The following is a 24,085-nucleotide window of genomic DNA, read 5'->3' as shown; positions in this document are numbered from 1 at the left end:
CGTGGAGGCATGACCACAGCATCCGCCCCGCTCGCCGCTGACATCGGAGCCGTCGAGAGCACGCCCCGCGCCGTGAGCATCTCGCGTCCTCGCGTCGTCGCCGGAGCGATCCTCCAGCTCGCGGCCCTCGGCCTCGTGGGCCCGATCGTCTTCACGATCCTCATCGGCCTCTTCAGTGTCGGGGTGAGTCTCCTCCTCGTCTTCCTCATCGGCGCCGTGTTCCTCGTCGCCCTCGCCTACGCCCTGTTCGCGACGTCGTGGCTCGAAGCGGCGCGCGTCGACGGGCTCTACGGGTTCGGGCTTCCGCCGCGGCGCATCCGCACGAGCGGGCGCCCGGGTTTCGGTGGCCTGCTCCGCACGTTCTGGCAGCAGGCGATCGACCCGCCGATGTGGCGCGGCGTTGCGAGCGCAGCCATCTCGACGATCCTCGGCATGGCAGTCCTGACCTTCGTCGGTGTCTTCACGGGCGGCCTGACCGGCGCCATCGCGTCCCTCTTCGCGGGCGGCGAGGCCGTCAGCTTCGCGCGTCTCGGCTTCGGCGTTCCCGCCGCGTGGGCGATCCCCGTGGGACTCATCGTCGCCCTGGCATCCGCTGCCGCCATCGTCGGACTCGCGCTCCTTCACGGCGTCCTCACCCGCGCGATCCTCGTCCCGTCGCGCGAAGCGCTCCTGGCCGAGCGTGCCCGGACGTCCAACGTGCAGCGCGCCGGAGCCGTCCGTGCTGCCGATGTCGAGCGCACCCGTATCGAGCGCGACCTTCACGACGGCGTCCAGCCCCGGCTCGTCTCGGTGGGGATGACGCTCGGCATGGCACAGCAGAAGATCGACGACGACCCCGAGGCGGCGAAGGCGCTCATCGCCGAAGCGCACACGTCGACGAAAGCGGCGATCACCGAGCTGCGGCAGCTCGCCCGTGGCATCCACACGTCCGTCCTCGACGATCGAGGACTGGATGCCGCGCTTTCAGCGCTCGCCGCGCGGTCACCCGTGCCCGTCGTGCTCGACGTGCGCCTGTCGCAACGCTGCAGTCAGGCGGCGGAGACGGCGGCGTACTTCGTCATCGCCGAGTCGCTCACGAACGCCGCGAAGCATGCCCGCGCGACCGAATGTCGCATCGTCGTGCGGCAGCGTGACGAGGGGCTCCTCTGGGCGCGCATCGAAGACAACGGCATCGGCGGGGCGACCGTCATCGCCGGCGGCGGACTCGACGGCATCGCCAATCGGGTGCTCGGCGTGGGCGGCCAGTTCCGCCTCGACAGCCCCGTCGGCGGGCCCACATCGGTGGAGGTGAGCATCCCGTGCGCATTCTGATCTGCGAAGACTCCGCACTCCTGCGCGAGGGCATCGCCCGTCTGCTGCAGGATGCCGGACACGACGTCGTGGCGTCGCTTCCCGACGCCCGCGCGCTCGACGAGGCGGTCGTCGAGTCCAATCCCGAGCTGTGCATCCTCGACGTCCGGCTTCCTCCGACCCACACCGACGAAGGCATCCGTGCGGCGCTCCGCCTCCGCGGCCAGCACCCCGACCTGCCCGTCCTCGTCCTGTCGCAGTACGTGGAGGAGCGGTACGCCTCAGAGCTGCTCGCGAGTCGGGGCGGCGCGCTCGGCTACCTCCTCAAGGACCGCGTCGCCGACGTATCGGAGTTCGTCGACACCGTCGAGTCGATCGGCGCCGGCGCGACCGTGTTCGACCCCGAGGTCGTCGCGCAGCTCCTCGGACGCCGCGCTCGCGACGAACGGATGCAGCGGCTCACCGACCGCGAGCGCACCGTGCTGGCGCTCATCGCCGAAGGCAAGTCCAACCAGGCGATCGCCAAGACCCTCTTCATCAGCGAAGGCAGTGTCGAGAAGCACATCACCGCCGTCTTCCAGAAGCTCGATCTCGAGCAGGACGAGTCCGGCAACCGCCGGGTGCTCGCCGCCCTCGTCCACCTCGAGCACGGCGGCAGTGCGTCCGCCGGCCCCTCGACAGGAGAACTCGCATGACCACCATGACCCCTCCCGCCCCTGAACAGCCCGTCCAGCCGCCGGCGCCCGCACCCGCGTCGCCGAGTCCCGCAGCCCGCGCGATCTCGATCGCCGCGATGGCACTCGGTGGCGTCCTGATCCTCGGGGCCGTCACGGTCACCGTCGTGCAGACCGTCTTCAGCGCGAGCGCGAGCGGCCAGCCGTTCGCGACCTCGGTTGCCGTAGCGGGCGTCGACGAGCTCGATGCCGACGTGTCGGCGGGGAGCCTTCGCATCGAATTCGCCGACATCGACGAGGCCGAGCTCGACGTCCGGACGTCCGCGGCCGCCGGCCAGTGGTCGCTCACGCGTGACGGCGACAGCCTGCGCGTCGAGTCGCCTCGCTTGTTCGGCCTCGGCTGGCTCTTCGGCGGCGCGGGCGACGCCGTCCTGCGCCTGCCCGTCGCGCTCGAGGGCATCGACGCCGACTTCGATCTGTCGGCGGGAGACCTCCGCGCCGACGGCGACTTCGGCGAGCTGGATCTGACGGTGAATGCGGGCCGCGCCGATCTGGATGCCACGGCACGAGACGTCTCCGTCGAGGTCAACGCCGGCCGCGCCGACCTCACGATCGACGGTGCCCGTGAGGGCGAGTTCGTCGTCAGCGCCGGCGAGATCGTCGGGGCCTTGACGGGCACGCCGCCGCAGGAGCTTGCGATCGAGGTGAGCGCCGGATCGCTCGACCTCACCGTGCCCGAGGGTGACTACGACGTGCGGTCGGACGTCTCGGCGGGCGACTTCGACAACCGGATCGGATCGGTGCCCGGAGCATCCCGTGTCGTGACGGTGTCCGTCTCGGCCGGGAACGCGACCCTCCGCGCGGAGTGAGGTGTGGGGATGAGAGGGTGGCAGCCCCACCTGATGGTGCGGGCGCGACTCCCGTCGTCCCCTCCACATACCTATCCCTAGGTCACCGTGGGATTCACTCTTTGGCCATGGCTCCTCTTCCACCGCTTCCCAGTGCTCCGGGTGCCAAGACGCGCCAATACATTCGCCGGCGGCGCCCATGGACCACACTCAGAGCCGTGGCAATCATCACCGCACCAGACCCACAGACCGTCGTTGACAAGTACGTGCGCGCGATGCGGACGCCCTACAAGTTGTTGAGCCTGCACTCTCGTCGGATAGGGCACCCGGGCAACGCAGCGGTGCTCAGCCCTGCGATTGTCTTGACAAGCATCTCCGCGTTCGAGGGCTTCGCCGAGGACTTCTTGGCTGTCACGCTTGCGCACCTTGGAGCGGGCTTCGCGGAGATAGCGAAAGCAGTCGGCGCATGGAACAACCCAGCGATCCCGGAGTTCGCTAATCGCATGAAGGCAGCGGTACCCAAGGCCGCGCCGGGGATAGACGCGCCATCGATGGTGACCATCTTGTAGTTTCCGACTGTGACCTACCGTAGCCCCGCATCGCGCACCTACGGCTGGGCCGACGCTCAGAGGCAGAGCCGCGTGGATGCAGGTGCGGCACTCGCTCACTCACGGCCTGACGACGGGCTGGCGCGCGGAGCGTTGGCCTGCACCGCTTCGAGCCGATGATCCGCCGGCAACAGAAGTGCTGCGACCGATGCGCAGCGGCAAACACTCGCTCCTGGTCGCTGGCGCGATAAGCTGCGCTCGCGTCTACTCTCACGGCGCGCGGAAGGTAGCCGACGCGGTGGCTGGCACTGAAGGTTGGACCCTCAACTGGGATGACTTGCCGCTGTTCGAATGATTGACGGCGCGGCGCGATTAGCCAGTCGGTGGCCACGGGGATCGATCCGGGTGCCGCGCCCAGTCGATCGCGCGCTGGGGCCGATGGCGCCCCTTTCCTCAGTCATCCCGCTACGCTAACGCCGTGGCGGAGACTGAAGGGGCGGCGTCGGGCGTGACTGGCGAGCCCTGGGAGACGGGGGTTTTGGGCGGCGCGGCCGTGCCCGCGCAGGCACCGGCCGTCCCCGATCCCATCCGGGAATCCGACCCTGCGCAAGCGAAGGTTGCCCGGTCCCGCTGGCTAGACGTGGGCGTGCTCGTCGCCGTTCTTCCCGTGGCGATGGCCGCGCTCCGCATCGTCCTGTACTCCGGCGGCGACCCCGTTCTCATGCGGGTGCTCATCGAGACGCTGGACGTGCCCACGCTCCTCCTCGGGACGCTCCTCCCCCTGCTGCCGCTTCTGTTCTGGCTAGCGCTCCAGCCGCTCATCACTGACGCGCCGCTCACCCGCCAGTTGCTCCGGCGCACGGCCCCGAACAGGAACTGGTGGCTCGTCCTCATCATCGCCCTGCCGTTGTTGTACGTCCTCGTCGGCCCGTGGCCGGACACCATCGAGACGATCCTCTGGTTCGGCGGTGCGCTCGCACTCGGGGCGCTCACAGTGTGGGGTGTCGGCGTGTTCAGGTGGCGGCGGGCCGGGCACCCGTGGCGCACGGCTCTGCGCGTACGAGTGACCATCGCCAGCCAGCCCCTCGGGAGCGTCACGCATCTGCTCCTCGTCTCCGTGGTGCTCATCGTGGTCATCTTCGCGATGCCCAGGGGCTTCTGGCTCCCACTCGAATCAATCACGGCGGACGGAGCGGACCTGACCGGTTACGTGCTTCAGTCCGAGGATGGGTGGACGACGGTGATGACGGAGGGCCGGGCCATCGAGCGCTTCCCGGCCGCATCCGTCACGAGTCGCACCGTATGCGATCAGGGAGAGTACGAGTCGCTAATTACGGTCCTCGTGGGCGGAACGGCCCCGCTGTCGTCACCCTGTCCGTAGTCGCCTACCGGCCGGTGCTGGTGAGCGCTGGAATGCCTAACTGGACGACTGCCTCCAGGCGGGCTACCGCCGAGGCCCCGCTGGCCAGCGCGTCCATGCGCTCCGCGACCAACCGGCTCCGCTCCTCCGCAGCGTGCTGGTAGATCAGGCCGGCCCGCGCGGTTCGGTGCCTGGCGCGGGCAACAATGGAGTCCAGGACCTCCGGCGGCATGTACGGCCGCTCCTCGGAATTAGCGATCCCGGCACCCTTGATCTGGCAGAGATTGGACGCGATGCGTCCGGCCGCGACGGCGGGGGCGATCACAGCCTTCAGGAGTGCGTATACCTGGCGGCGCTCCAGGTACTCCTGAATCGGGTGCGTGTGCGCCTCTCCGGCTCGGCGCTGCGTCCGCCGCGTGGGCGCTGGTGCGGTTGCCAAGTTGGGACGCGGCTCACATCCCGGCCCGCGCGCGGAGGCTGCTGTGCATCGTTGGTGGTTATCGCGTAGCTATGAGTGCGGATCCGTCGCCTTCTTCGCACGTTGTTTCTCCAGACGCTCTTGTCGCCGGGTCAGGATGCCGTCGAGAACGGAAAGGCTCATCTCCGCGAATCTGTCTGCGGGCACCTTTGGGATGGCTGACGCGGGGATGCTGGGGAGGTCGCCTTCGCCGTCCCATCGCATCAGCTGGACACCAAGATCGCGCACGAGCCCGTCGTACTCGGTGAACTGCTGGTCCACGAGATCGAACATCACGCTCCGCTGCGCAGAGCCAGCGAGCGCCGTGACACGAGGATCGTTTCGATGTGTCTGTGCCGCATCCCACCACACGAGTTTCAGTCGCCACACGCGAGTGAGAGTGTCATCCAAGTCGAGTTCATGCTCGGCCCGGTCGCGCGCATCGGAGATCGCGTCTGCACCTGGAGTAGCTCTTATCCGTTCGGTGAAGCCCGTCTTGCCGAGGCGCTCGTACGCCTCGGCTGGGCTCATGCCGTACCACTCGTCCGCCGCGCCAATGAGGGACTCCCCCAACCGATAGGCCGCGAGGCGCCGTATCTCGGCACGGCGAGATTCTCGCGCGGCGGTCAGCTGTTCGCGGAACAGATCGCGATCGTGTCGAAGCTGTCGTCGTACCAGCCACCAAGCCCCAGCGAAGGCGAGGCCCGCAGCGGTCACGTTTAGAGCGAGGGCGCCAATCGCCTCGGGTGATAAGACGTACTCCGCGAGAGCTTCCAGCCAGGACTGGGACGTCTCCCCGCTGATCACGGCTGCAACAGTCGAAAAGGCACATGTCCAGCGGCTTGTCATGCAGCGGCGAATCTGACGCGAGGCGTAGGCATCTCGTCCCAGGTGCGGCCTTCGAGGTCGCGGCCGTGCTGCTTCGGCGTGCGCCCGCCCCACTGCTTGAAGAAGAATGGGATCTCAGCATCGCGGCACTGGTCGCGGATGTTCTCCACCCAATCCGAATCGATCGGCCGGTGGTGGGCGCCGGACTCACCGCCCGCGATCACCCAGTCGATGCCCTCTAGGTTCATCCCCGGCAGAGCGGCGATGAGTGGCTCGCATGAGAGGAAGCGGACGGCGGCGGGCACCTCGCGGAGGTCGTCGATACGGTTCAGGACCTTGGGCTCTTCTACGGAGACGCCCATCCAGACGTTGGAGGGCCACGTGAGCTTGTCGGCCATTCGCCGGAGCCGAAGTGAGCGCTTGGTGAGCACCTGATAGGTGTGCTGCGGGGTTGCGGCCATGACGTCGAAAACGTCCTGAACGAAGGACGTCGGCACCTTGGCGTGGAAAAGGTCGCTCATCGAGTTGACAAACACAGTCAGCGGCTTGCGCCACTTCAGTGGCTGCTCCAGCGACTTGGGGTGGATCGTGACGCCGAAGCCGGGGCCGGAGGTCCGGGGGTCCCCATCATTCCGGTACTTCTCGGCGCCCATCGCCTTCAGGCGCTTGGAGAGGGTGAGCGCGTAACAGTTGTCACAGCCCGCGGAGGTCCGGTCGCATCCCGTGACCGGGTTCCAGGTGACCTCGGTCCACTCGATCGTTGTCTTCGCCATGCTGATGCTTCCCTCTCTAGCTGAAGCTCACGCCAGCCTGGGCGCTCCAGATCTTTGCCCAGTCGTAGGACGACCCTTTGCGAGGCTGTGTGACGCCCTCTTCGGTCAGCGCGTCCCACGCCTTGGTCAGGTGCGTTCCGCGCGCAGAGCCAGTAGCCGCACCGAAGATTAGACCAAAGTCATGTTCCATGGTCAGCACGGGGCGCGTCCTCAGCGCAGTTCGGATGTTGTCTTTGAGGATCTCAACATTGTCGTCCATAACCTGGGCGGGATCCGCGGCCATCGCCATGCGTGTCTCCTCTTCGCGACTAATACCGGGCTGAGGGTTGCGTGCGTCTTCGCGTTGAGCGAGTTCGACGTCCATCTCCCACATGAGCGACCGCCACTTCTCGTTGCCCGAGCTGACGGCGTTGTTGAACTTGAACGCGGCGAGCGGCTTGGGGTGGAACAGCATCAGCCTGAAGAGCGGCTTGTGGGAGGCGGCTCGTCGAATGTCTACCGGGAAGACGTTAGTTCTCGACTCGCGGCACACCATGCGCGCGTACTCGTCTGTGATGCGTTCCGCGGGTTCGTATGCCGTCTCGGCGTCCTGAACGGTAGCGGGGTCGCTGAAGTGCTCACGCCACCAAACGCCGCCAAGCCAGTTGTCCATAGTCGAGAGCGTGCCTTCGCGCCCCGGGGCCCCGGGCTCCTCGTGAATGCGCGAGCCCGCCCTGCGGAGGGTCTCAACGCTGAAGTTCAGCAGAACCTCCGTGGGCTGATCGCTGCTCCGACCCAGCACAGCGGGGATGCTCGCGGAATGCGGGAGCGAGGCGCCGAACGGATCGAGGAACACGAGAAGTGGCAACGACTGGAACCGCTGGACGGCCGGCGCGAGAAGCTTCGTCACGTCGCCCTTTTGGGCCTCGACAGGAAGCCCTTCCTCCCTCGCCTGCGCGACAAGCGCCGAGAGCGACTCGTAGTGCTCACGGCCCCTCTCGATGAAAATACACTCAAGGATCCGCGGCTCTTTGAGCGTGGACTGGTGACGCGCCACATTCATGGCGATGATGGGCGATCCCTCGTCGCGGCTGTCCGTCAGGTCGTTGATGTACTCGCCCGGTCCCGCGTACCCGTCGATGTACCCCACTCGGTGCCCAGGAGAGCGCGTACCGGTGGCGGTGGCAAAGGTCGCGAGATACGACCTCAAGATTGCATGCTTCAGCGTTGCCTGCGCCGCCTTCGACCGCTTGAAGAAGTCGTCAGTTCGAGTCATATGTGCCCCCTGCGCGGGAGCATATCCGTCGATTCACGCTAACCGGTGCCCCGACACTGATGCTGGCCTGGCTGCGTGGCTGAATCGTGCTCACGTACTAGATGTCGCCACGCAGTCCCCGAAGTGACAGCGATCGAGTGAGATTGGTTCAGATCCACGCGAAATGACGCGCTGTCGGCTAGCACGAGATCGGCTAGCGCGAATGCGGCTTCCACGCTCGCTATTGGATGGCCACGTCGCTAGAACAGCGCCCACGGCCGATAAACGTGCGTGAAGAGCTTGATCCAGCAGGCGAAGGAAGCCTGGCGGCTGGGCCCCGTGACGGGGGCGGAGCAGGATCTGCTCGCCGCTCTGAAGAAGGAGTCCTCGGAGGATTGGCGCAGGGTCGTGAGGGAGAGTGGATATGAACTGATCGTCGGCCCAGTGGACTAACCCGCGACCAGCCCGTCGTGCAGTTGCGTGCTCAGCACTATGCCCGGAGACCGGGCCTAGCGCCCCTTGCGCTCCGTCACGCGGCGGAGCAGCGCTACGGGATACCCCCTCAGTGGTGCAGTCCTACTTCGTGCCGATGTGGCGCTTCTTGACGCGTGGGTACCAGGCCGCGAGCAGAGCCGCGATCAGAATCTGGGCGCAGAAGACCAGAACGTACTGAGAGGTGGCGGTCGCCGTCGCTAGCCCGAGTGCGATGCTCACGACTGCAACCACTAGGACCGTCGCGTAGTAGGAGCGGAGGCCGCTCTTTGCTGGCGTCGGTACCGCATTCACTACTGGCAATCCTTCCCGCTGTGCAGAAACGGCCCCAGTCAAGGACCGGAAACACCCCAGAATGAGACGCCGACGCACTTCCTATGGCCCGATCAGTCCTTCTGCGCACTCGAGGCCGCGCCGGCGGCGAAGCCGTCGGCGTAGGCCTCGAGTGTGCCGAGACGGAACATGTCTCGCTCCAGCGGCCGCACGATCGTCCGGGCTCCCGGCAGGTCGAGATCCCCGACGAGGTCGGCTCGGCCGCGGACGACCGCGACGGGAAGCCGAGCAGCCTTGCCCTTGACGAGGTCGGCGGCCGACGCGATCTCGTCGGCGGCGCACGGCATCGTCACGACGAGTGGCCGGCCCTCGGCATCCGTTCCTCCGCGGAGGTCCTCGAAGACGTGCACGCCCCCGGCGCCGATCGCGGCATCCGTCTGGCCTTCGCGCCACGCGCGTCCGAGGGTGTCGGTCACGATGACGCCCACGTGCACGCCGAGCGCCTCGCGCAGACCGGCGGCGAGGGCGCGCGCCGACGCGTCGGGATCGACCGGCAGCAGGAGGATCGTTCCCTCAGGAGTGTTCGAGGCATCCACGCCAGCGGCGGCCGAGACCATCCCGAGACGGTTCTGCACGATACGGGTGCGTCCGCCGGGGTGCTCCCGCGTCGCGACGACCCGGACGGTTTCGCGCGTGATGGCGTCCTCGCGGTCGTCGGCGTCGACGCTGCGTCCCTCCGCCTTCGAGACGATCTTGGACGTCACGACGACGATGTCGCCGTCGGCGAGGGTGTCTCCCGCGGACTGCGCGATGAGCGCGACGAGGTCGTCACCGGCCACGACCTCGGGGATGCCCTCGAGGGCCCAGACCTGCAGCACGCGACTCAGCGGACGAAGCGGACTTCGGTGAGCGTCTCGCCGAGGAACGGCTCGGTGTGCGAGGCGCCATCGAGGGCGAAGCCGTTGCGAGCGTAGAAGCGGTGCGCGCGGGGGTTGTCCTCGGCGACCCACAGGTACAGCGGCTCGTCGGAGGCCACGACCGCGTCGAACAGCTTCTGCCCGATCCCCGTGCCGTGGAAGGCGTCGAGGAGGTAGATGAAGTACAGCTCGCGGAACGCGGGGGCGTCCTTGTCGCGCGCGGGACCCGAGCCCGCGAAGCCGACGATCTCACCGTCGACGAGCGCGGCGAACATCTTGAAATCGGGACCCTGCGACGCCCAGTGCGTCCACAGTTCGGCCATGCGGCGGGGGGAGATCGCCTCGAGAGCGGCTTTGCTGATGAGGTGATCGTAGGTCTCGTGCCAGCACGTCGCGTGGACCCGGCCCAGAGCCTCGGCATCCACATCGCGAACCGGACGAACGACGACGTCGGTCTGGAGTTCGGCATCCATGGGCCAGACTCTACGCGCGCGCTCTAAGGAGACGAAATCGGCCTGCGCCCGCGTCAGGAGGTTCGGGATGCCGCACCTCGGCGTTGTAGAAATCGTCAAGGCAATCGCCGCCCCGGGTGCGCATCGCTACGATCTCCCTTCGTGAACGTGATCTGGCGCACTCTTCTCACCATCTGGCGCGCGCGCCGCCGCCTCCGGCGCGACGGAGTCATCGAGCCGACGTCGGTCGGCCGGGTCCGGGTGCGGACGCTCCCCACCGACCTCGATCTGCTCGGGCACATGAACAACGGCCGCTACGCGTCGCTGTTCGATCTCGGCCGGTTCGACCTGCTCATCCGGACGGGCCTGTGGGACCTCCTCGCGGAGCAGAAGTGGTACGCCGTCGTGGCGAGCGAGACGATCACGTTCCGGAAGTCGCTCGAGCTGTGGCAGCGCTTCACCGTCGAGTCGAGGCTCCTCGGTCACGACGACCGCTCCACCTACCTCATGCACCGCGCGGTCGTCGATGGCGAGGTCTACGCCGAAATGGTCGTGCGTGCGCGGTTCCTGCGCCGCGGTGGCGGGGTGGTCCCGCTCGAGGAGCTCTTCGAGGCGCTCCACAAGCCCGACAACCTGCCCGACCTCGCTCCCTGGGTCGCCGACTGGGCCGAGGCATCCGCTCTCCCGTCGACGAAGAAGCCCGCCCCGAGCATCTGGCGCTGACGGCGAGGTCTAATCGTCGGGGGATGCCGCGTGCCGCCCCGCGAAGATCGCGAACGCGTCGCGGAGCGCGCTCTGCACGGCGGTGATGTGCGGATGCGTCGCCGACGCGACGCGCGTCGACGTGAAGAGCTCGCGCGCGGGCGAGTCCGGCAGATCCAGAAGGCGGACGGCCGGCACGACGTCGGCCCACAGGAGGTCGGGGAGGACTCCGACGGCGTGACCGCCCGCGATGAGCCGGGCGTGGGCGACGAGGTCGGAGAGCTCGTAGCGGACGTCGGGTTCGAACCCCGCCGCGCGGCACTGCTGGACCGCCCACTGGCGTGCTGCCGTCCCCGCAGGCTCCATGACCCACGGGCGGTCGGCGAGCTCTTCGATCGACGCGGCGTCGTCATCGGAGGCCAGCGCGATGCGCACGGGGTCGACCCCGAGGATCTCGCGGTGCAGACCCGCACGGTGCTCCCGCGTGTGACCGGGGTACTGCTCGGCCATGACGAGATCGAAGCCCCGGGCCTCCAGCTCGAAGAGGCCCTCTTCGGGCGCGACTTGCTCGATCTCGACGCGGACCGCCCGATCGCGCGCGTCGAGCAGGGAGAGCATCGTGGGGACGAGCGAGATCGCCGCCGTCTGCAGCACGGCGATCCGCACGACAGCGACGCCCGGGTTCATCGTCTGGAGCTCGGCCTTGATCTGCTCCTCGAGATCGAGCACGCGTGCCGCGTGAGCAGCGAGCGCCATCCCCTGTTCGGTCAGGCGCACCCGCCGACCGTCCGGCGAGATGAGGCGCACACCTGCTTCGCGCTCGAGGAGAGCGAGCTGCTGCGAGATCGTGGAGGGGCTGTACGACAGGGCGGATGCCACGGCGGCGAGCGTGCCGCGCAGTGACAGTTCGTGCAGCATTCTCAAACGTCGTAGTTCGAACATCCCCAACGCCCCATTCGTAAGGTTTTCGCAACGGTATCCATCGTAGATGATCGCTTTTGCCGATGGATCGGGTGCGTCACAGTGGCAGAGAGCCGCGGTGAGATGCGCCCGGTGATTTGAGAAGGTGAGCACGTGACGGATGTGACGACCGACCTGGCGGCAGGGGCCATCGATCTCGCGCAGCGCTGGGTCGAGGAAGCGGCCGCGGCCGACGTCGATCCGTCGGCGGCGCGCCTCGCGGGCGTGCTGAAGGACGACGACGGCCTTCCCTTCACGATCGGGTTCGTCGACGGTGTCATGCGTCCCGAGAGCCTCGCCGCTGCGGCATCCAATCTCCATCGGGTCGCGCCCCTCGCCCCGGGCTTCCTGCCGTGGTACCTCCGCACCGCCGTGCGCCTCGGAGGTGCCGTCGCGCCCGTGCTGCCGTCGCCCGTCGTCCCCATCGCGCGCCGCGTTCTGCGCGAGATGGTCGGTCACCTCATCGTCGATGCGCGCCCCGAGAAGCTCGGACCCGCGATCGCGAAGCTCCGCGCAGCGGGCGCGCGCCTCAACCTCAATCTGCTCGGTGAGGCCGTCCTCGGAGAGCAGGAGGCGCTCCGTCGCCTCGAGGGCATCCACGAACTCGTGCGGCGCCCCGACGTCGACTACGTCTCGGTCAAGGTGTCCGCCATCGCGAGTCACATCTCGATGTGGGCGTTCGACGAGACGGTCGAGAAGGTCGTCGAGCGGCTCCGACCGCTCTATCTCACGGCGTCGTCGACGAGCGGCGGGCAGAGCCCCACGTTCATCAACCTCGACATGGAGGAGTACCGCGATCTGGATCTCACGATCGCGGTCTTCACCCGGCTCCTCGACGATCCGCGTCTCGCGAACCTCGAGGCGGGGATCGTGCTGCAGGCGTATCTTCCCGACGCGCTCCCGGCGCTCGATCGCCTGACGGAGTGGGCGCAGCGCCGTGTGTCGGCCGGCGGCGCGCGCATCAAGGTGCGTCTCGTGAAGGGCGCGAACCTCGCGATGGAGCATGTCGACGCGTCCCTCCACGGATGGCCCGTCGCGACGTACGACACGAAGCTCGACTCCGACGCCAACTACGTGCGATGCCTCGAGGCCGCGCTCACACCGGAGCGGACGGATGCCGTGCGCATCGGCGTCGCGGGCCACAACCTCTTCGACATCGCCTACGCGTGGCTCCTCGCGGGGGAGCGGGGCGTGCGCGACGCCGTCGAGTTCGAGATGCTGCTCGGCATGGCGCAGGGGCAGGTCGAAGCGATCGCCCGCGACGTCGGGCACGTCCTCCTGTACGTCCCCGTCGTGCGCCCCGACGAGTTCGACGTCGCGATCAGCTACCTCGTGCGCCGGCTCGAAGAGAACGCCTCGAGCGAGAACTTCCTCTCGGCCGCCTTCGACCTCGCCGACGAGCCCGAGCTCTTCGCCCGCGAACGCGACCGGTTCCTCGCATCGCTCGCGCGCGCGGGCGATCCCGGCCTCATGACGGGCGCTCGTCGGCGACAGGACCGCGCCGCCGCGGGCGGTTCCGCCGACCACGTGACCCGGCCCCCGGCATCCGACCACGATGCCGCCGGCGCGGAGGATGGTCTGACGCAAGCCGTCCTCGGCATCGCGCGGTCGGCATCGGCAACCGACACGACCCCCGTCGCGCCCGTCGTCGAGGAGCGGCGATTCGGGGCGGAGCACTTCGTCGAGACGGCGGTCTACGCGCCCCGTGAGACCCGGGGGGTCGCCTCGGGCGCACCGGGGTTCCAGAACGCCGCCGACACCGACCCGGCGCTTCCCGCCAACCGGGTCTGGGCTCGCGGCATCCTCGATCGCGTCGAGCGGTCGACGGCGGGGGATGCCACGATCCAGGCCGCCCGTGTCGACGACGCCGCCCAAGTCGAAACGATCGTCGCCCGCGTTCGCGAGGCGGCCGGGCAGTGGGGGGCGCTTCCCGCCGCCGAGCGCGCCGAGGTGCTCGTCCGCGCGGCCGCGGCGCTCGAGGCGCGCCGCAGCGAGCTCATCGAAGTCGCGGCATCCGAGACGGGGAAGGTGCTCGCCGAGGCCGACGTCGAAGTGAGCGAGGCCGTCGACTTCGCCAACTACTACGCCGCGACGGCCCGCGAGCTCGACAGCGTCAGCGGGGCGGTGTTCGTCCCCGACCGCGTGACCGTCGTCACTCCGCCCTGGAACTTCCCCGTCGCGATCCCCGCGGGCGGCGTGCTCGCGGCGCTCGCCGCCGGCTCGGGCGTCGTCTTCAAGCCCGCCCCGCAGGCCCGTCGCTGCGCCGCCGTCGTCGCCGACGCGCTCTGGGCGGCGGGAGTGCCGCGCGACGTGCTCGCGCTCGTCGACATCGACGAAGGAGCGGTCGGACAGCAGCTCATCTCGCACGCCGACGTCGATCGCGTCATCCTGACGGGCGCGTGGGAGACCGCGGCGCTCTTCCGCTCGTGGCGGCCCGACCTGCCGCTCCTGGCCGAGACGAGCGGCAAGAACGCCATGATCGTCATGCCCTCGGCCGACCTCGACCTCGCGGCATCCGATCTCATCAAGAGCGCCTTCGGCCACGCGGGGCAGAAGTGCTCCGCGGCGTCGCTCGCGATCCTCGTCGGGCCCGTCGGTCGCTCGCGCCGTTTCGCGCGGCAGCTCGTCGACGCGACGGCCTCCCTGCGCGTGGGGCTGCCGTCGGATCCGCTCTCCGAAGTCGGGCCCGTCGTCGAACCCCCGCGCGGCAAGCTCGAATGGGCGCTCACGACGCTCGACGAGGGCGAGCGCTGGCTCGTCGAGCCGCGGCGCCTCGACGCCGGAGCCGAGTACGAGGGACGCTTGTGGACCCCCGGCATCCGCACGGGCGTCGCCGCCGGCTCGCGCTTCCACCGCGAGGAGTTCTTCGGTCCGGTCCTCGGGATCATGCACGCCGCGACGTTGAGCGAAGCGATCCGGATGCAGAACGCCGTCGCCTACGGACTGACGGCGGGGCTCTACACGCAGGACCCCGACGACCTCGCGCTGTGGCTCGACCGTGTCGAGGCGGGCAACCTCTACGTCAACCGCGGGATCACGGGTGCGATCGTGCAGCGCCAGCCGTTCGGGGGCTGGAAGCGCTCCTCCGTCGGCGGAGGCGCGAAGGCGGGCGGGCCCAACTACCTCGTGGGTCTCGGTTCGTGGCGCGCGTCGGCGGGAGCATCCGCGTCGGCGACACTGCACCTGCGCGGCCTCGACTCGCGCATCACGGCCGTCATCGAGTCGGCCCAGCCCTCGCTCGACTACGAATCGTTCGAGTGGCTCCGGCGCGGCGCCCTCTCGGACGCCATCGCCTGGGACCGGGAGTTCGGTCGCGTCAAGGACGTCTCGCGCCTCGGGGTCGAGCGGAACCTCTTCCGCTACCGCCCCGCACCCGGCGTGACGGTCCGGGCGACGGGGGATGCCACGTGGCAGTCGCTCCTTCGCGTCGTGGTCGCGGGGATCCGGGCCGGAGCGCCGTTCGACGTCTCGGCACCCGTGGGCCTCCCGCCCGCCGTGCGCCGCGCGCTGTCGGAGGTCGACGTCTCGGTGTGGGTCGAGAGTGACGACGACTGGATCGCGCGCATCCGCGCCGCCGACCCGGCCGTCGAACGCGTGCGTCTCGTGGGCCGCGCCGCATCGGTTGCCGACCTCGAGCGTGCGCTTGCCGAGGCGACGGACGGCGATCCCGACATCGCGGTCCACTCGGGCGAGGTCACGACGGCCGGGCGGCTGGAGCTTCTCCCGTTCCTCCGCGAGCAGTCCGTCACGATCACGGCCCACCGCTTCGGCAACCCCGACCCCTGGTCGGAGTCCGTCATCTGAAGCGCTCCCTCCCCTCCTCGGTTCACTTGTCTCAAAGGGCGACCCGCGGCGGGCTGAGGCCGCCTTTTGCGACAAGTGAGCGGGACCGGCCGCGTTGCGTGAAGGTTCACTTGTCTTGAATGGCGACCTCGCGCGGGGTGAGGCCGCCATTTGAGACAAGTGAGTGGGAGTGAACGGGGCGGGAGGGGATGCCTCGCGGGGTCAGCGCGCGATCTGGGTCGCTGGCGGACGCCATTCGGGACGCCTTAAGAGAAAGAAGTTATCTTTCTAGATTTGCGTGGACAGTGCGGCCACCATAGTCGAGGGGGCGACGACGCTGCCGCCGAGTTCGGGTCTCGTCGGTGCGTCGCATTTCTGGGGGCTCAGCGACCCCGGTCGCCCTCGCGATTTACGCAGGGCGGCCGGGGGCCGCACTGGAGTCTCTTAGGGCGGCCGGGGGCCGCACTGGAATCAGTCCGCGCGGCTGGGGCCGCACGGGAATTACTTCGCGTGGTCGGGGGGCGTGTCCCGGATCATGAACGCCTCCACGAGGCCGCGGATCGCGAGACCGAAGAGCGTCCATTCGCCGGCGGGTCCCTCGTCATCCTCGGTCACGGTGTACACGGGATGATCGAGTCCCTCCGCCGCGCGCACGGCGAATCCTTCGCCGAGCGCCGCCATCGCCTCGGCGAAGTCGAGGTACGTGAAGGGGCTTCGCGGGCGGTATCCGTAGCGGGGCAGGAGTTCGCCGTACATCTGCGCGAACGCCTCGACCGACTCGCGATGCCGTTCGATGCTCGCCGCTCGAAGCTCGGGCCATGCGCCGGCGGCTGTCCGCAGTGCGAGCGCCGTGATGAAGGCGTGAGACTGGCGGGATTCGGGCTCGAGGTGGAACCGTGCGGCGTATGACACGTGATCGAGGGCGGCTGCGCGGATGACGTCGTCCATCGTGCCGCCCGCCGCGAGGACGTCCTTGATCGCGGTCGACGCGCTCGTGACGGGCGGAGCGATGCGGAGCTTGACCATCTCGATCGCGAGGTCGCGGTGGAAGTCGGTCTGATCGGCCCATATCCGGTAGGCGGCCCCGGTGGTGAGCCCGACGGAGCGGAGGACTTCCTGGAGCCGGATGTGCTGGACGCCGGCAGAGACTCCGCGTTCCAGCAGCAGCTGCAGGGCGTTGTCGAGGATGAGACGGCGTGTCTCCTCGGCGGAACGGCGAGGCATGACGACAGCCTGGCAGAAGACGGGGGAGGTCGGGAAACCGGATACCGGGTCCCCAGGGATCCCGTCGCAGGTCACCCCGGGCATGTAAAGAATACTTGACACAGGAACCGAGACTGCCCTACGGTCTGAATGTCAAAGATTCTATACATCAGGAGTCGTCATGGTCTATGAGGAACGCATCGCCTGGGTGCAGCTCATCGTCACCGTCGTCGGTGCGATCGTCTACGTCAGCTGGACCCTCCAGGAAGCGGCCGGCGGACCCCTGACGGATGTCGTCTGGTGGCCCATCATGCTGTGGACGATCGGGGGCGGCATCGTCGCCTCGATCCTGTTGAGCATCGTGTGGGGGCTCGGCGCGGGGCTCCGCGACCCCGACGGCGTCGGCAAGTCGGATCAGCGAGACCGCGACATCGCCCGCATGAGTGCGCGCGTCGGACAGTCGTTCCTCGTGATCGCCGGCCTCGGCGTGCTCGTGCTGTGCGCCATCGAGGCCGATCTCTTCTGGATCGCCAACACGATGTTCGTCGGCTTCCTGCTGTCGGCCTTCGTCGGCGGCATCGCGAGCGTCGTCGCCTACCGCCGCGGACTCGCCTGATGGTCAAGCCCACGAAGGTCACCAACAGCATCCGTCCCCTCCGCGAAGCGCGCGGCCTGACGCAGGCGGAACTCGCGCGGCGCATCGGCGTCACCCGCCAGACCCTCATCGCGATCGAGCTCGGCAGATACTCCCCCACGCTCGAGCTCGCCTTCCAGATCGCCCGCGTCTTCGGGGTGCCCCTCGACGACGTCTTCCAATACCCGGAGGCCTGACATGTCCGCATCCGTCGTTCCACCCGCCCGCATGACGTCGTGGCTCCAGCATCGCTACGGCGGCCCCGAGACGGTCGCTGCCGAGACGGTGCCCGTGCCGACGCCGGCCCCTGGTGAGGTGCTGCTCGCAGTCGCTGCGACCGCCCTCAACTCCGGCGACGTGCGCCTCATGCGCGGCGAGCCGCTCCTCGTGCGGCTCTTCTTCGGCCTGCGCGCGCCGAAGCGGCCCGGTCGGGGCATGGACGTCGCGGGCACGGTCGTCGCTGTCGGCTCGGGCGTCGAGGTATTCGCCGTCGGCGACCGCGTCGTCGGCGAGCTCCCCGGCGGCGGGCTGGCCGAGTACGTCGTCGCCCCGGCGGACCGACTCGTGCACGTTCCTGCCGAGGTGTCGATGACGGATGCCGCAACGCTCCCCATCGCGGGAGGGACGGCGCTCCAGGCGCTCGACGCCGGACACGTCCGAGGCGGCCGCGTGCTCGTCGTGGGTGCCTCCAGCGGGGTCGGCACCTTCGCCGTGCAACTCGCGGCGCAGCGCGGTGCGGAGGTGTGGGCGCTCACGGGTGCGCGCAGCCGGACTCTCGTCGAGGGACTCGGCGCCGCCCGCACGTTCGACTACCGCCGCGTGACGATCGACTCGCCCGAGCTTCCGTCCTCGTCGTTCGACGCCGTCGTCGTCATCGCGGGGGCCGCGCGCCTCCGGAGCCTCCAGCGCCTCGTCCGCGACGGCGGCACGGTCGTCATGGTGTCAGGTGACGGCGGACGCGTGCTCGGACCCGTCGGGCGGATGCTCCGCGCCGCCGTCCTGTCGATCGGGTCGCGCCGGAAGGTGCACTCCCTCGCGGCATCCCCGAAAACCGATGTCCTCCGCACACTCCTCGACGACGTCGCAGCGGGTCGCCTCGCGCCGGTCGTCGAGCGGACGTGGCCGCTCGCCGATGCGGGGGCGGCGCTCGCCCACATCGATGCGGGCCACGCCGTCGGCAAGGTGCTCGTCACGGTCGAGTGACCCGCAGCGACACAGAGCGCGCGAATCGATGCGCGATGTGCGCACTTCCCGTGTCGGCTCGCCGCTCGCGTGTCGGCTCGCGGTGTCGGGTCAGGCCACGGTCGTGTCGGGGCGCGTCGCCCACCGTCGCACGCGCTGCCCCGCGCGCACAGCGGCACGGAGCGGCACCCCGGCGACGTACGCGACGGCGCCCGCGAGCGAGCGGTCCATCGGGCCGAGCACGAGCTTGCGCTCCCACGCGTCGCGGATCCGACCGCCGCGGCGCTGGAACGGCCCGCGAAGAGGAAGAAGCCCGGTGCGCCGCCGCTCGACGAGTGCCGCGAGGAGCTCGGTCCAGTCGTCGTCGGACGGATCGTGGAAGTAGTTGTCGCGCAGCCACGAGTCGTGCGGATGCCGGAACGCCCGCGCGATGACGTCGTCTTCGCCGCCGAGCAGACCGCTCCCCGCGAACACCGTGTTGATGAGCTCGTCCGAGACGCCGAAGGTGTCGAGGGCGATGACGGGGATGCCGCGGGCGACCGCTTCGATCGCGGCGGTCGAGCTCACCGTCAGGAGGCCGGCGGCGTCGTCGAGAGCCGACGACATCGGCGCGGTCGACATCACGAGGTTCTGCGGTATCCCGCCCTCACGCGCAGCCAGCCGATCGAGCAGCTCGGGATACGGATCGGCCTCGGCGTGGGTCTGGTGCTCGCCCTTCCATCCGCGGAGCTTCACCACGACGCGGCGGTCGGGGTCGGCCTCGGCGGCGCGGACGAGGAGCTCGGCGATCTGCACCCGATCGGCGCGTTCCCTCGGCACCTTGGCCTGCGCGGCGAACACGAGATCACCCGCATCCGCCCTCGGCCGTTCGCCCGCGCGGTGGGCGAAGGGGAGCGAGGCGAGGGCGAGGACGGGGTCGAAGTCTCCGAGAGCCGCGAGCTCCGCGAAGGCCCGGATCTCGTGGTGCGAATGCAGGACGAACAGGTCGCACTGCACGCGGTAGACGAGCGCCCGCCGGGTCGCGGGGATCGAGATGCCCGGAAGCCCCGAGACGACGACCGGACGCGGCTCGAGCTCCGCGATGCCGCGCGCCAGGACACGCACGAGAGGTCCCCGCGCCGCGAGGAGCACGGCATCGGGCGCGGTCTCGCGGAGGAGCTTCTCGAGGTCGGCGAACGTCGCCCGGCGGACCGCCGCGGCATCCACCCCGCTTCCCCTGAGCGCCGCGCGCAGCTGCGCGTCGCTCACCGAGACGGGCGTGTCCAGGACGACGAGCGACACCGCCCACCCAGCGGGGGCCGTCCCGATGAGGGATGCCGCCCACTTGACGTACGAATCGGTGTCGGCGACCGCGACGACCCGAAGGGCCTCCGCCGTCACGCCGGGACGCGCCTCAGCTTCGCCATCGCGGCCTGCTCGCCCGGGTAGACGCGCTTGACGCCGTCGCCGAGCGCCGCCTCGATGATGCGGATGTCACGGACGAGGTGCTGGAGTCCCGCCGGCTCGAGCGACGCCGCGTGGTCGGAGCCCCACATCGTGCGGTCGAGGGTGATGTGGCGTTCGACGGCGACCGCTCCGAGCGCGACGGCGGCGAGGGAGACCTGGAGGCCGCGTTCGTGTCCCGAGTACCCGACCGCGACCCCGGGGTAGCGGTCGCGGAGCGCGGGGATCATCCGGAGGTTCGCCTCGTGCGGCTCCATGGGGTAGGTCGACGTCGCGTGCATGAGCACGAGCCGGTCGGTGCCGAGGATGCCGATCGCGGCGTCGATCTGCTCGACCGTCGACATGCCCGTCGAGAGGATGACGGGCTTGCCCGTGTCGCGGAGCGCCTGCAGGAGCCCCGTGTCGGTCAAGCACGCGGAGGCGACCTTGTGGGCGGTCGCCCCCAGGTCTTCGAGGAACGCGACGCTCGGCTCGTCCCACGGCGACGCGAACCACTCGACACCGCGCAGCAGCGCGTGGTCGGACACCTCGACGTACTGATCGCGGTCGAACTCGACCCGGCGCCGGTAGTCGAGGTAGCTCATCGTGCCCCACGGCGTCTCGCGGGGGACGTCGCGCATGTGCTCGGGGGTCGAGATCTCCGGCGTGCGCTTCTGGAACTTCACGGCGTCGACGCCCGCGTCGGCCGCGACGTCGATGAGCTGCTTCGCGAGCTCGACATCGCCGTTGTGGTTGAGGCCGATCTCGGCGATGACGTAGACGGGGCGTCCGCCTCCGACGACGCGGTGTCCGATCGTGACGGTCATGGGGTCTCCTGTCGGTCATGGCGGGGGGATGTCGCGGATGCTGCGGACGCCCGCCCGTGCAGCACGAGATCGGCGAGGGCGCGGACGGCTCCGCCACCCCCGGGTCGGTCGAGGACCGTGCGGGCCGCGGCGAGCACGAGAGGATGCGCGTCGCGAACCGCGACCGGCCACCCCACGCGCTGCAGGCACGTGAGGTCGTTGACGTCGTTGCCGAGGTAGGCGATGCGCGAGAGCGGGATGCCGGTGGCATCCGCCCACTCCTCGAGCGCGGCCGCCTTCTCTTCGACGCCCTGGCGCACATCGACCCGGAGCTTCCGAGCCCGCGCCGCCACGACGGGATTCGTCTCGGTCGACAGGATGAGCACGGGCACGCCCGCACGGCGGAGGAGCGAGACGCCCATGCCGTCGGAGCGGCTCACCCGCACGGCCTCTTCGCCGTTCTGGCCCACGATCGCGGTGTCGTCGGTGTGCACGCCGTCGAAGTCGGTGACGACGGCGTCGACGTCGACGACCTCCGGCTCGTCGACGAGGTGCGCGAGGGCCTGCGCGGCAGCGAGTTCTTCGGGCGTATCGATCTCCATCGCCGTGCGCGGGGGCACGTCGACGATCCCGATCGAGCCGTAGAACCGGTGGCCGACGGCGCGGAAGGCCTTCGCGCGCATGACGTAGAACGCGCCCGTCTCGAGGTAGTGCGGGTCTCGGTCCTGGCGGCGGGGGCGGACGCCGATGTCGTGATTGATCCCGTCGGCCGATCCGCCCCGGCCCTTCGACCACAAGAAGCCGTACGTCTCGACGGCCGAGAAGACCGTGTCGCGGCGCCGCGTGCGGACGGTGCAGATCGCCTCGTCGAGCGCCTTCGAATCGATGAACGGCGACGTCGCCTGGAGGAACGCGAGGATGCTGACGTCGACGCCGCGCGCCGCGAGGACGTCGAGCGCGTGGATGAGGGCGCTCTCGCTCGATGCCGTATCGCCCGCGAGCTCGGACGGCCGCTCGACGACGTCGGCACCCCACTCGCGCGCGACACCGGCGATCTCGGGATCGTCCGTCGAGACGACGACGCGATCGATCTCGGCGCACCGCTGCGCCGCGAGGATCGCGCGCGCGACGAGCGGGATGCCGCCTACGCGCCGGAGGTTCTTGCGTTCGATGCCCTTGGAACCGCCGCGGGCCGGGATCACCGCGACGACGGACGCCGTCATGAGACCACTCCGACACCCGGCATCCGCGCCGCGCGGTGGAGGCGGAGCCCCGTCCCCGTCAGGACGAGCGGCAGCGTCGTGGTCGTGCTGGACGGAAGCGTGAAGACATCGAGGGGGCGCTGCGTGCCGGCGAGGAGGAGCTCGACGGGGATGCCCGTGTGCACGACGCGCACGCCGGGGAGAGCTGCGACGGCCGTGAGCTGCCCCTTCGGTTCGCGCCGGTGCGGGAGGTAGACGACGTCACCGCCCGCGGCGATCGCACGCACCCAATCGACGAAGTGCGGGAGCGGCATCCTCCCGTCGACGGGGCGGGCGCTTCCCAAGACGATGCGGGAGCCGAGATCGTCCGGCGCCGGAGCCGACGAGCGGGTCCACGCGAAGTCGTGACGGTCGACGACGAACCCGCGATCGACGAGGGCCTCCTGGCGCGGAGCACCGAGGTCGAAGGCCGTGAAGAACCCCGCCCGACGTGCACGTCCCGCGCGCTGCACTGCCGCGAGGGCGAACGGCGCGAGACGCGACGTCATACCGCCCTCGGTCACGCCGGGACGCGCATAGGGGCCCGCGCCCAGCACGGCGTCGGCGAACGGCAGCGCGTGCGCGCCGTCGTCGAGGAACGTGATGCGCCGCGGACGCAGGACGGATGCCGCGAGCCGGAACTGCCCCGAGAACCCGTCGCCCACGAGCCAATGCCCGCTCTTCGAGAGGAGCGACCAGGGGATCCCGAGATACGGCTCGAGGTCGCCGAACGACGCGCCGCGTGCCACGAGCGCATCGGCCGTCTCCGACATCTGCGGCGTCAATCGGCCGGCGACGGTCACGCGGTGCCCGTGCGCCGCGCCCCACTCGGCGGCGCCCATGAGCTGCAGCGGGGATTCCACCCATGCCACGACGGCTTCTCGATCCACGCCCACCTCCCGGGAGTCTCCCCACGGTGAGCGCCGGTCGTGACGTCAGCCCGCACGGGGGGAGTCACGCAGCAGTCCAGAAGATGAACGATCGGCGACACCGCCCCCGCGGGCGTGCATGCGAGAATAGGTGCCGGCGTGCCCGTGTCGCCCCTCCTCCCACCGCCCGCAGTGAGCGGCGGGGTGGAGGACCGCCGGGCCCCTGGACAGCGTCCGCCGCCCCTCCCAAGGAGCCTCATGGCAACGCCGAACACCGCGCCCGCAATCGAGACGGGCCGCATCGCACAGCACCGCACGTACCTCATGTGCCGTCCCGAGCACTTCACCGTCAGCTACCGGATCAATCCGTGGATGGAGCCGGCGAATCCGACCGACACGGCGCTCGCGGTGCGGCAGTGGCAGAGCCTGTACGACACGTACATCGCACTCGGCCACGACGTGCACCTCATCGATCCGATCGAGGGCCTCCCCGACATGGTCTACACGGCCAACGGCGGCTTCGTCATCGACGGTGTCGCGTACGGCGCCAAGTTCCGCTTCCAGGAGCGCGTGCCCGAGGGGCCGGCGTTCATGGAGTGGTTCGGCGAGAACGGCTTCCAGGTCGTCGATCCCGTCGAGGTCAACGAGGGCGAGGGTGACTTCCTCCTCGTCGGATCGAAGGTCCTCGCGGGGACGGGCTTCCGCTCGACCGGTGACAGCCATCGCGAGCTCCGCGACGTCTTCGGTAAAGAGGTCGTCTCTCTCACCCTCGTCGACCCCCGCTTCTATCACCTCGACACGGCGATCGCCGTGCTCGACCCCGTCGAGGGTCCGGGTGGCGTCGAGCGCGCGAACATCGCGTATCTGCCGCACGCCTTCGACGAGGCATCCCGTGCCGTGCTCGAAGACCTCTACCCCGACGCGATCCTCGTCTCCGACGCCGATGGGGCGGTCTTCGGCCTCAACTCCGCGAGCGACGGCCGGAACGTCATCATCTCGCCGCGGGCCAAGGGGTTCGAAGCGCAGCTCCGCGAACGCGGCTACACCCCCGTGCTCGTCGACCTCTCCGAGCTTCTCCTCGGCGGCGGCGGCATCAAGTGCTGCACCCTCGAACTCCGTCGCTGACGAAAGGCACGC

The 24,085-nt window shown here is 69.5% G+C and carries 25 protein-coding genes; 12 read left to right on the top strand and 13 right to left on the bottom strand.

The features are described from left to right. Positions 1–9 precede the first annotated feature (9 nt). From FBY39_RS02870 to FBY39_RS02850, 5 genes are all read left to right on the top strand, one after another. Positions 10–1,311 (top strand): histidine kinase, encoded by a 1,302-nt coding sequence (locus FBY39_RS02870; protein ID WP_141930156.1) that lies wholly within the window; start codon positions 10–12, stop codon positions 1,309–1,311. Next, on the top strand, positions 1,299–1,985 hold the full coding sequence (locus tag FBY39_RS02865) for a response regulator transcription factor (protein ID WP_141930155.1): 687 nt from the start codon (positions 1,299–1,301) through the stop codon (positions 1,983–1,985). The genes FBY39_RS02870 and FBY39_RS02865 overlap by 13 nt, the downstream gene beginning before the upstream one ends. Next, positions 1,982–2,833 (top strand): DUF4097 domain-containing protein, encoded by an 852-nt coding sequence (locus FBY39_RS02860; RefSeq protein ID WP_141930154.1) that lies wholly within the window; start codon positions 1,982–1,984, stop codon positions 2,831–2,833. Before FBY39_RS02865 ends, FBY39_RS02860 begins: the two co-directional genes overlap by 4 nt. Before the next feature lie 197 nt (positions 2,834–3,030). Further along, positions 3,031–3,381, top strand: a complete 351-nt coding sequence (locus FBY39_RS02855; protein WP_141930153.1) for a hypothetical protein — start codon at positions 3,031–3,033, stop codon at positions 3,379–3,381. 457 nt (positions 3,382–3,838) lie between these two features. Next, the gene (locus tag FBY39_RS02850; protein ID WP_141930152.1) at positions 3,839–4,741 is read left to right on the top strand and encodes a hypothetical protein; all 903 of its coding nucleotides are present in this window, start codon (positions 3,839–3,841) and stop codon (positions 4,739–4,741) included. Between the two features lie 4 nt (positions 4,742–4,745). On the opposite strand, the gene FBY39_RS02845 is transcribed toward FBY39_RS02850, so the two are convergent. The 4 genes from FBY39_RS02845 to tcmP form a co-directional block, all read right to left on the bottom strand. After that, on the bottom strand, positions 4,746–5,045 hold the full coding sequence (locus tag FBY39_RS02845; protein WP_141930151.1) for a hypothetical protein: 300 nt from the start codon (positions 5,043–5,045) through the stop codon (positions 4,746–4,748). Positions 5,046–5,228: 183 nt separating this feature from the next. After that, positions 5,229–5,894, bottom strand: a complete 666-nt coding sequence (locus FBY39_RS02840) for a hypothetical protein (RefSeq protein ID WP_141930150.1) — start codon at positions 5,892–5,894, stop codon at positions 5,229–5,231. A gap of 128 nt (positions 5,895–6,022) precedes the next feature. Beyond that, entirely contained in the window at positions 6,023–6,778 is a 756-nt protein-coding gene (locus tag FBY39_RS02835) for a DUF5131 family protein (protein ID WP_141930149.1), read from the bottom strand. A gap of 16 nt (positions 6,779–6,794) precedes the next feature. Next, the gene (tcmP, locus tag FBY39_RS02830; protein WP_141930148.1) at positions 6,795–8,033 is read right to left on the bottom strand and encodes a three-Cys-motif partner protein TcmP; all 1,239 of its coding nucleotides are present in this window, start codon (positions 8,031–8,033) and stop codon (positions 6,795–6,797) included. 270 nt (positions 8,034–8,303) lie between these two features. Here tcmP and FBY39_RS16340 point away from each other — a divergent pair, with 270 nt between their 5' ends. Further along, positions 8,304–8,465, top strand: coding sequence for a hypothetical protein (locus FBY39_RS16340; protein ID WP_160132913.1), 162 nt, complete (start codon positions 8,304–8,306; stop codon positions 8,463–8,465). A gap of 123 nt (positions 8,466–8,588) precedes the next feature. On the opposite strand, the gene FBY39_RS16335 is transcribed toward FBY39_RS16340, so the two are convergent. The 3 genes from FBY39_RS16335 to FBY39_RS02820 form a co-directional block, all read right to left on the bottom strand. Then, on the bottom strand, positions 8,589–8,726 hold the full coding sequence (locus tag FBY39_RS16335; RefSeq protein ID WP_160132911.1) for a hypothetical protein: 138 nt from the start codon (positions 8,724–8,726) through the stop codon (positions 8,589–8,591). Between the two features lie 164 nt (positions 8,727–8,890). Then, the gene (locus FBY39_RS02825) at positions 8,891–9,655 is read right to left on the bottom strand and encodes a coenzyme F420-0:L-glutamate ligase (RefSeq protein ID WP_141930147.1); all 765 of its coding nucleotides are present in this window, start codon (positions 9,653–9,655) and stop codon (positions 8,891–8,893) included. Positions 9,656–9,660: 5 nt separating this feature from the next. After that, complete coding sequence (locus FBY39_RS02820; protein WP_141930146.1) at positions 9,661–10,167, bottom strand: GNAT family N-acetyltransferase; 507 nt, start codon at positions 10,165–10,167, stop codon at positions 9,661–9,663. Positions 10,168–10,308: 141 nt separating this feature from the next. Between FBY39_RS02820 and FBY39_RS02815 the strand changes: the two genes are divergently transcribed. Then, a complete protein-coding gene (locus FBY39_RS02815; RefSeq protein WP_141930145.1) occupies positions 10,309–10,869 on the top strand; it encodes a thioesterase family protein in 561 nt (186 codons plus the stop codon). A gap of 9 nt (positions 10,870–10,878) precedes the next feature. On the opposite strand, the gene FBY39_RS02810 is transcribed toward FBY39_RS02815, so the two are convergent. Continuing rightward, positions 10,879–11,790, bottom strand: coding sequence for a LysR family transcriptional regulator (locus tag FBY39_RS02810; RefSeq protein WP_141930144.1), 912 nt, complete (start codon positions 11,788–11,790; stop codon positions 10,879–10,881). 132 nt (positions 11,791–11,922) lie between these two features. Here FBY39_RS02810 and FBY39_RS02805 point away from each other — a divergent pair, with 132 nt between their 5' ends. Then, positions 11,923–15,612 carry a bifunctional proline dehydrogenase/L-glutamate gamma-semialdehyde dehydrogenase gene (locus tag FBY39_RS02805; RefSeq protein WP_141930143.1) on the top strand — a complete coding sequence of 1,230 codons (3,690 nt, stop codon included), beginning with the start codon at positions 11,923–11,925 and terminating at the stop codon, positions 15,610–15,612. Positions 15,613–16,092: 480 nt separating this feature from the next. Here FBY39_RS02805 and FBY39_RS02800 read toward each other — a convergent pair whose 3' ends face one another. Next, the gene (locus FBY39_RS02800; protein WP_141930142.1) at positions 16,093–16,815 is read right to left on the bottom strand and encodes a hypothetical protein; all 723 of its coding nucleotides are present in this window, start codon (positions 16,813–16,815) and stop codon (positions 16,093–16,095) included. A 160-nt stretch (positions 16,816–16,975) separates the two neighbouring features. Here FBY39_RS02800 and FBY39_RS02795 point away from each other — a divergent pair, with 160 nt between their 5' ends. From FBY39_RS02795 to FBY39_RS02785, 3 genes are read left to right on the top strand one after another with little or no spacing between them, the layout of a single operon-like run. Next, entirely contained in the window at positions 16,976–17,410 is a 435-nt protein-coding gene (locus FBY39_RS02795) for a hypothetical protein (RefSeq protein WP_141930141.1), read from the top strand. Continuing rightward, the gene (locus tag FBY39_RS02790; protein WP_141930140.1) at positions 17,410–17,625 is read left to right on the top strand and encodes a helix-turn-helix transcriptional regulator; all 216 of its coding nucleotides are present in this window, start codon (positions 17,410–17,412) and stop codon (positions 17,623–17,625) included. Before FBY39_RS02795 ends, FBY39_RS02790 begins: the two co-directional genes overlap by 1 nt. Before the next feature lies 1 nt (position 17,626). Then, positions 17,627–18,631: an NAD(P)-dependent alcohol dehydrogenase gene (locus FBY39_RS02785; protein WP_141930139.1), complete on the top strand. Its 1,005-nt coding sequence runs from the start codon at positions 17,627–17,629 to the stop codon at positions 18,629–18,631. Positions 18,632–18,721: 90 nt separating this feature from the next. Here the strand turns inward: FBY39_RS02785 and FBY39_RS02780 are convergent, their stop codons facing one another. From FBY39_RS02780 to FBY39_RS02765, 4 genes are read right to left on the bottom strand one after another with little or no spacing between them, the layout of a single operon-like run. After that, a complete protein-coding gene (locus FBY39_RS02780) occupies positions 18,722–19,990 on the bottom strand; it encodes a DUF6716 putative glycosyltransferase (protein ID WP_141930138.1) in 1,269 nt (422 codons plus the stop codon). Further along, the gene (locus tag FBY39_RS02775; protein ID WP_141930137.1) at positions 19,987–20,859 is read right to left on the bottom strand and encodes an N-acetylneuraminate synthase family protein; all 873 of its coding nucleotides are present in this window, start codon (positions 20,857–20,859) and stop codon (positions 19,987–19,989) included. Before FBY39_RS02775 ends, FBY39_RS02780 begins: the two co-directional genes overlap by 4 nt. Beyond that, positions 20,856–22,061 carry an acylneuraminate cytidylyltransferase gene (locus FBY39_RS02770; RefSeq protein ID WP_141930136.1) on the bottom strand — a complete coding sequence of 402 codons (1,206 nt, stop codon included), beginning with the start codon at positions 22,059–22,061 and terminating at the stop codon, positions 20,856–20,858. Before FBY39_RS02770 ends, FBY39_RS02775 begins: the two co-directional genes overlap by 4 nt. Next, entirely contained in the window at positions 22,058–22,969 is a 912-nt protein-coding gene (locus tag FBY39_RS02765) for a hypothetical protein (protein ID WP_141930135.1), read from the bottom strand. Before FBY39_RS02765 ends, FBY39_RS02770 begins: the two co-directional genes overlap by 4 nt. 237 nt (positions 22,970–23,206) lie before the next feature. Between FBY39_RS02765 and ddaH the strand changes: the two genes are divergently transcribed. Next, on the top strand, positions 23,207–24,073 hold the full coding sequence (gene ddaH / locus FBY39_RS02760) for a dimethylargininase (RefSeq protein WP_141930134.1): 867 nt from the start codon (positions 23,207–23,209) through the stop codon (positions 24,071–24,073). Positions 24,074–24,085 lie beyond the last annotated feature (12 nt).

The organism is Microbacterium sp. SLBN-146 (genome assembly GCF_006715145.1).
Classification (GTDB): Bacteria; Actinomycetota; Actinomycetes; order Actinomycetales; family Microbacteriaceae; genus Microbacterium.
This window is presented reverse-complemented; position numbering and strand designations above follow the sequence as displayed.

Coding starts and splice junctions, on each gene's coding strand:
- ddaH (WP_141930134.1), top strand. CDS start 23,207: ATGGCAACGCCGAACACCGCGCCCGCAATCGAGACGGGCCGCATCGCA.
- FBY39_RS02770 (WP_141930136.1), bottom strand. CDS start 22,061: ATGACGGCGTCCGTCGTCGCGGTGATCCCGGCCCGCGGCGGTTCCAAG.
- FBY39_RS02795 (WP_141930141.1), top strand. CDS start 16,976: ATGGTCTATGAGGAACGCATCGCCTGGGTGCAGCTCATCGTCACCGTC.
- FBY39_RS02835 (WP_141930149.1), bottom strand. CDS start 6,778: ATGGCGAAGACAACGATCGAGTGGACCGAGGTCACCTGGAACCCGGTC.
- FBY39_RS02790 (WP_141930140.1), top strand. CDS start 17,410: ATGGTCAAGCCCACGAAGGTCACCAACAGCATCCGTCCCCTCCGCGAA.
- FBY39_RS02870 (WP_141930156.1), top strand. CDS start 10: ATGACCACAGCATCCGCCCCGCTCGCCGCTGACATCGGAGCCGTCGAG.
- tcmP (WP_141930148.1), bottom strand. CDS start 8,033: ATGACTCGAACTGACGACTTCTTCAAGCGGTCGAAGGCGGCGCAGGCA.
- FBY39_RS02785 (WP_141930139.1), top strand. CDS start 17,627: ATGTCCGCATCCGTCGTTCCACCCGCCCGCATGACGTCGTGGCTCCAG.
- FBY39_RS02810 (WP_141930144.1), bottom strand. CDS start 11,790: ATGTTCGAACTACGACGTTTGAGAATGCTGCACGAACTGTCACTGCGC.
- FBY39_RS02820 (WP_141930146.1), bottom strand. CDS start 10,167: ATGGATGCCGAACTCCAGACCGACGTCGTCGTTCGTCCGGTTCGCGAT.
- FBY39_RS02775 (WP_141930137.1), bottom strand. CDS start 20,859: ATGACCGTCACGATCGGACACCGCGTCGTCGGAGGCGGACGCCCCGTC.
- FBY39_RS02800 (WP_141930142.1), bottom strand. CDS start 16,815: ATGCCTCGCCGTTCCGCCGAGGAGACACGCCGTCTCATCCTCGACAAC.
- FBY39_RS02860 (WP_141930154.1), top strand. CDS start 1,982: ATGACCACCATGACCCCTCCCGCCCCTGAACAGCCCGTCCAGCCGCCG.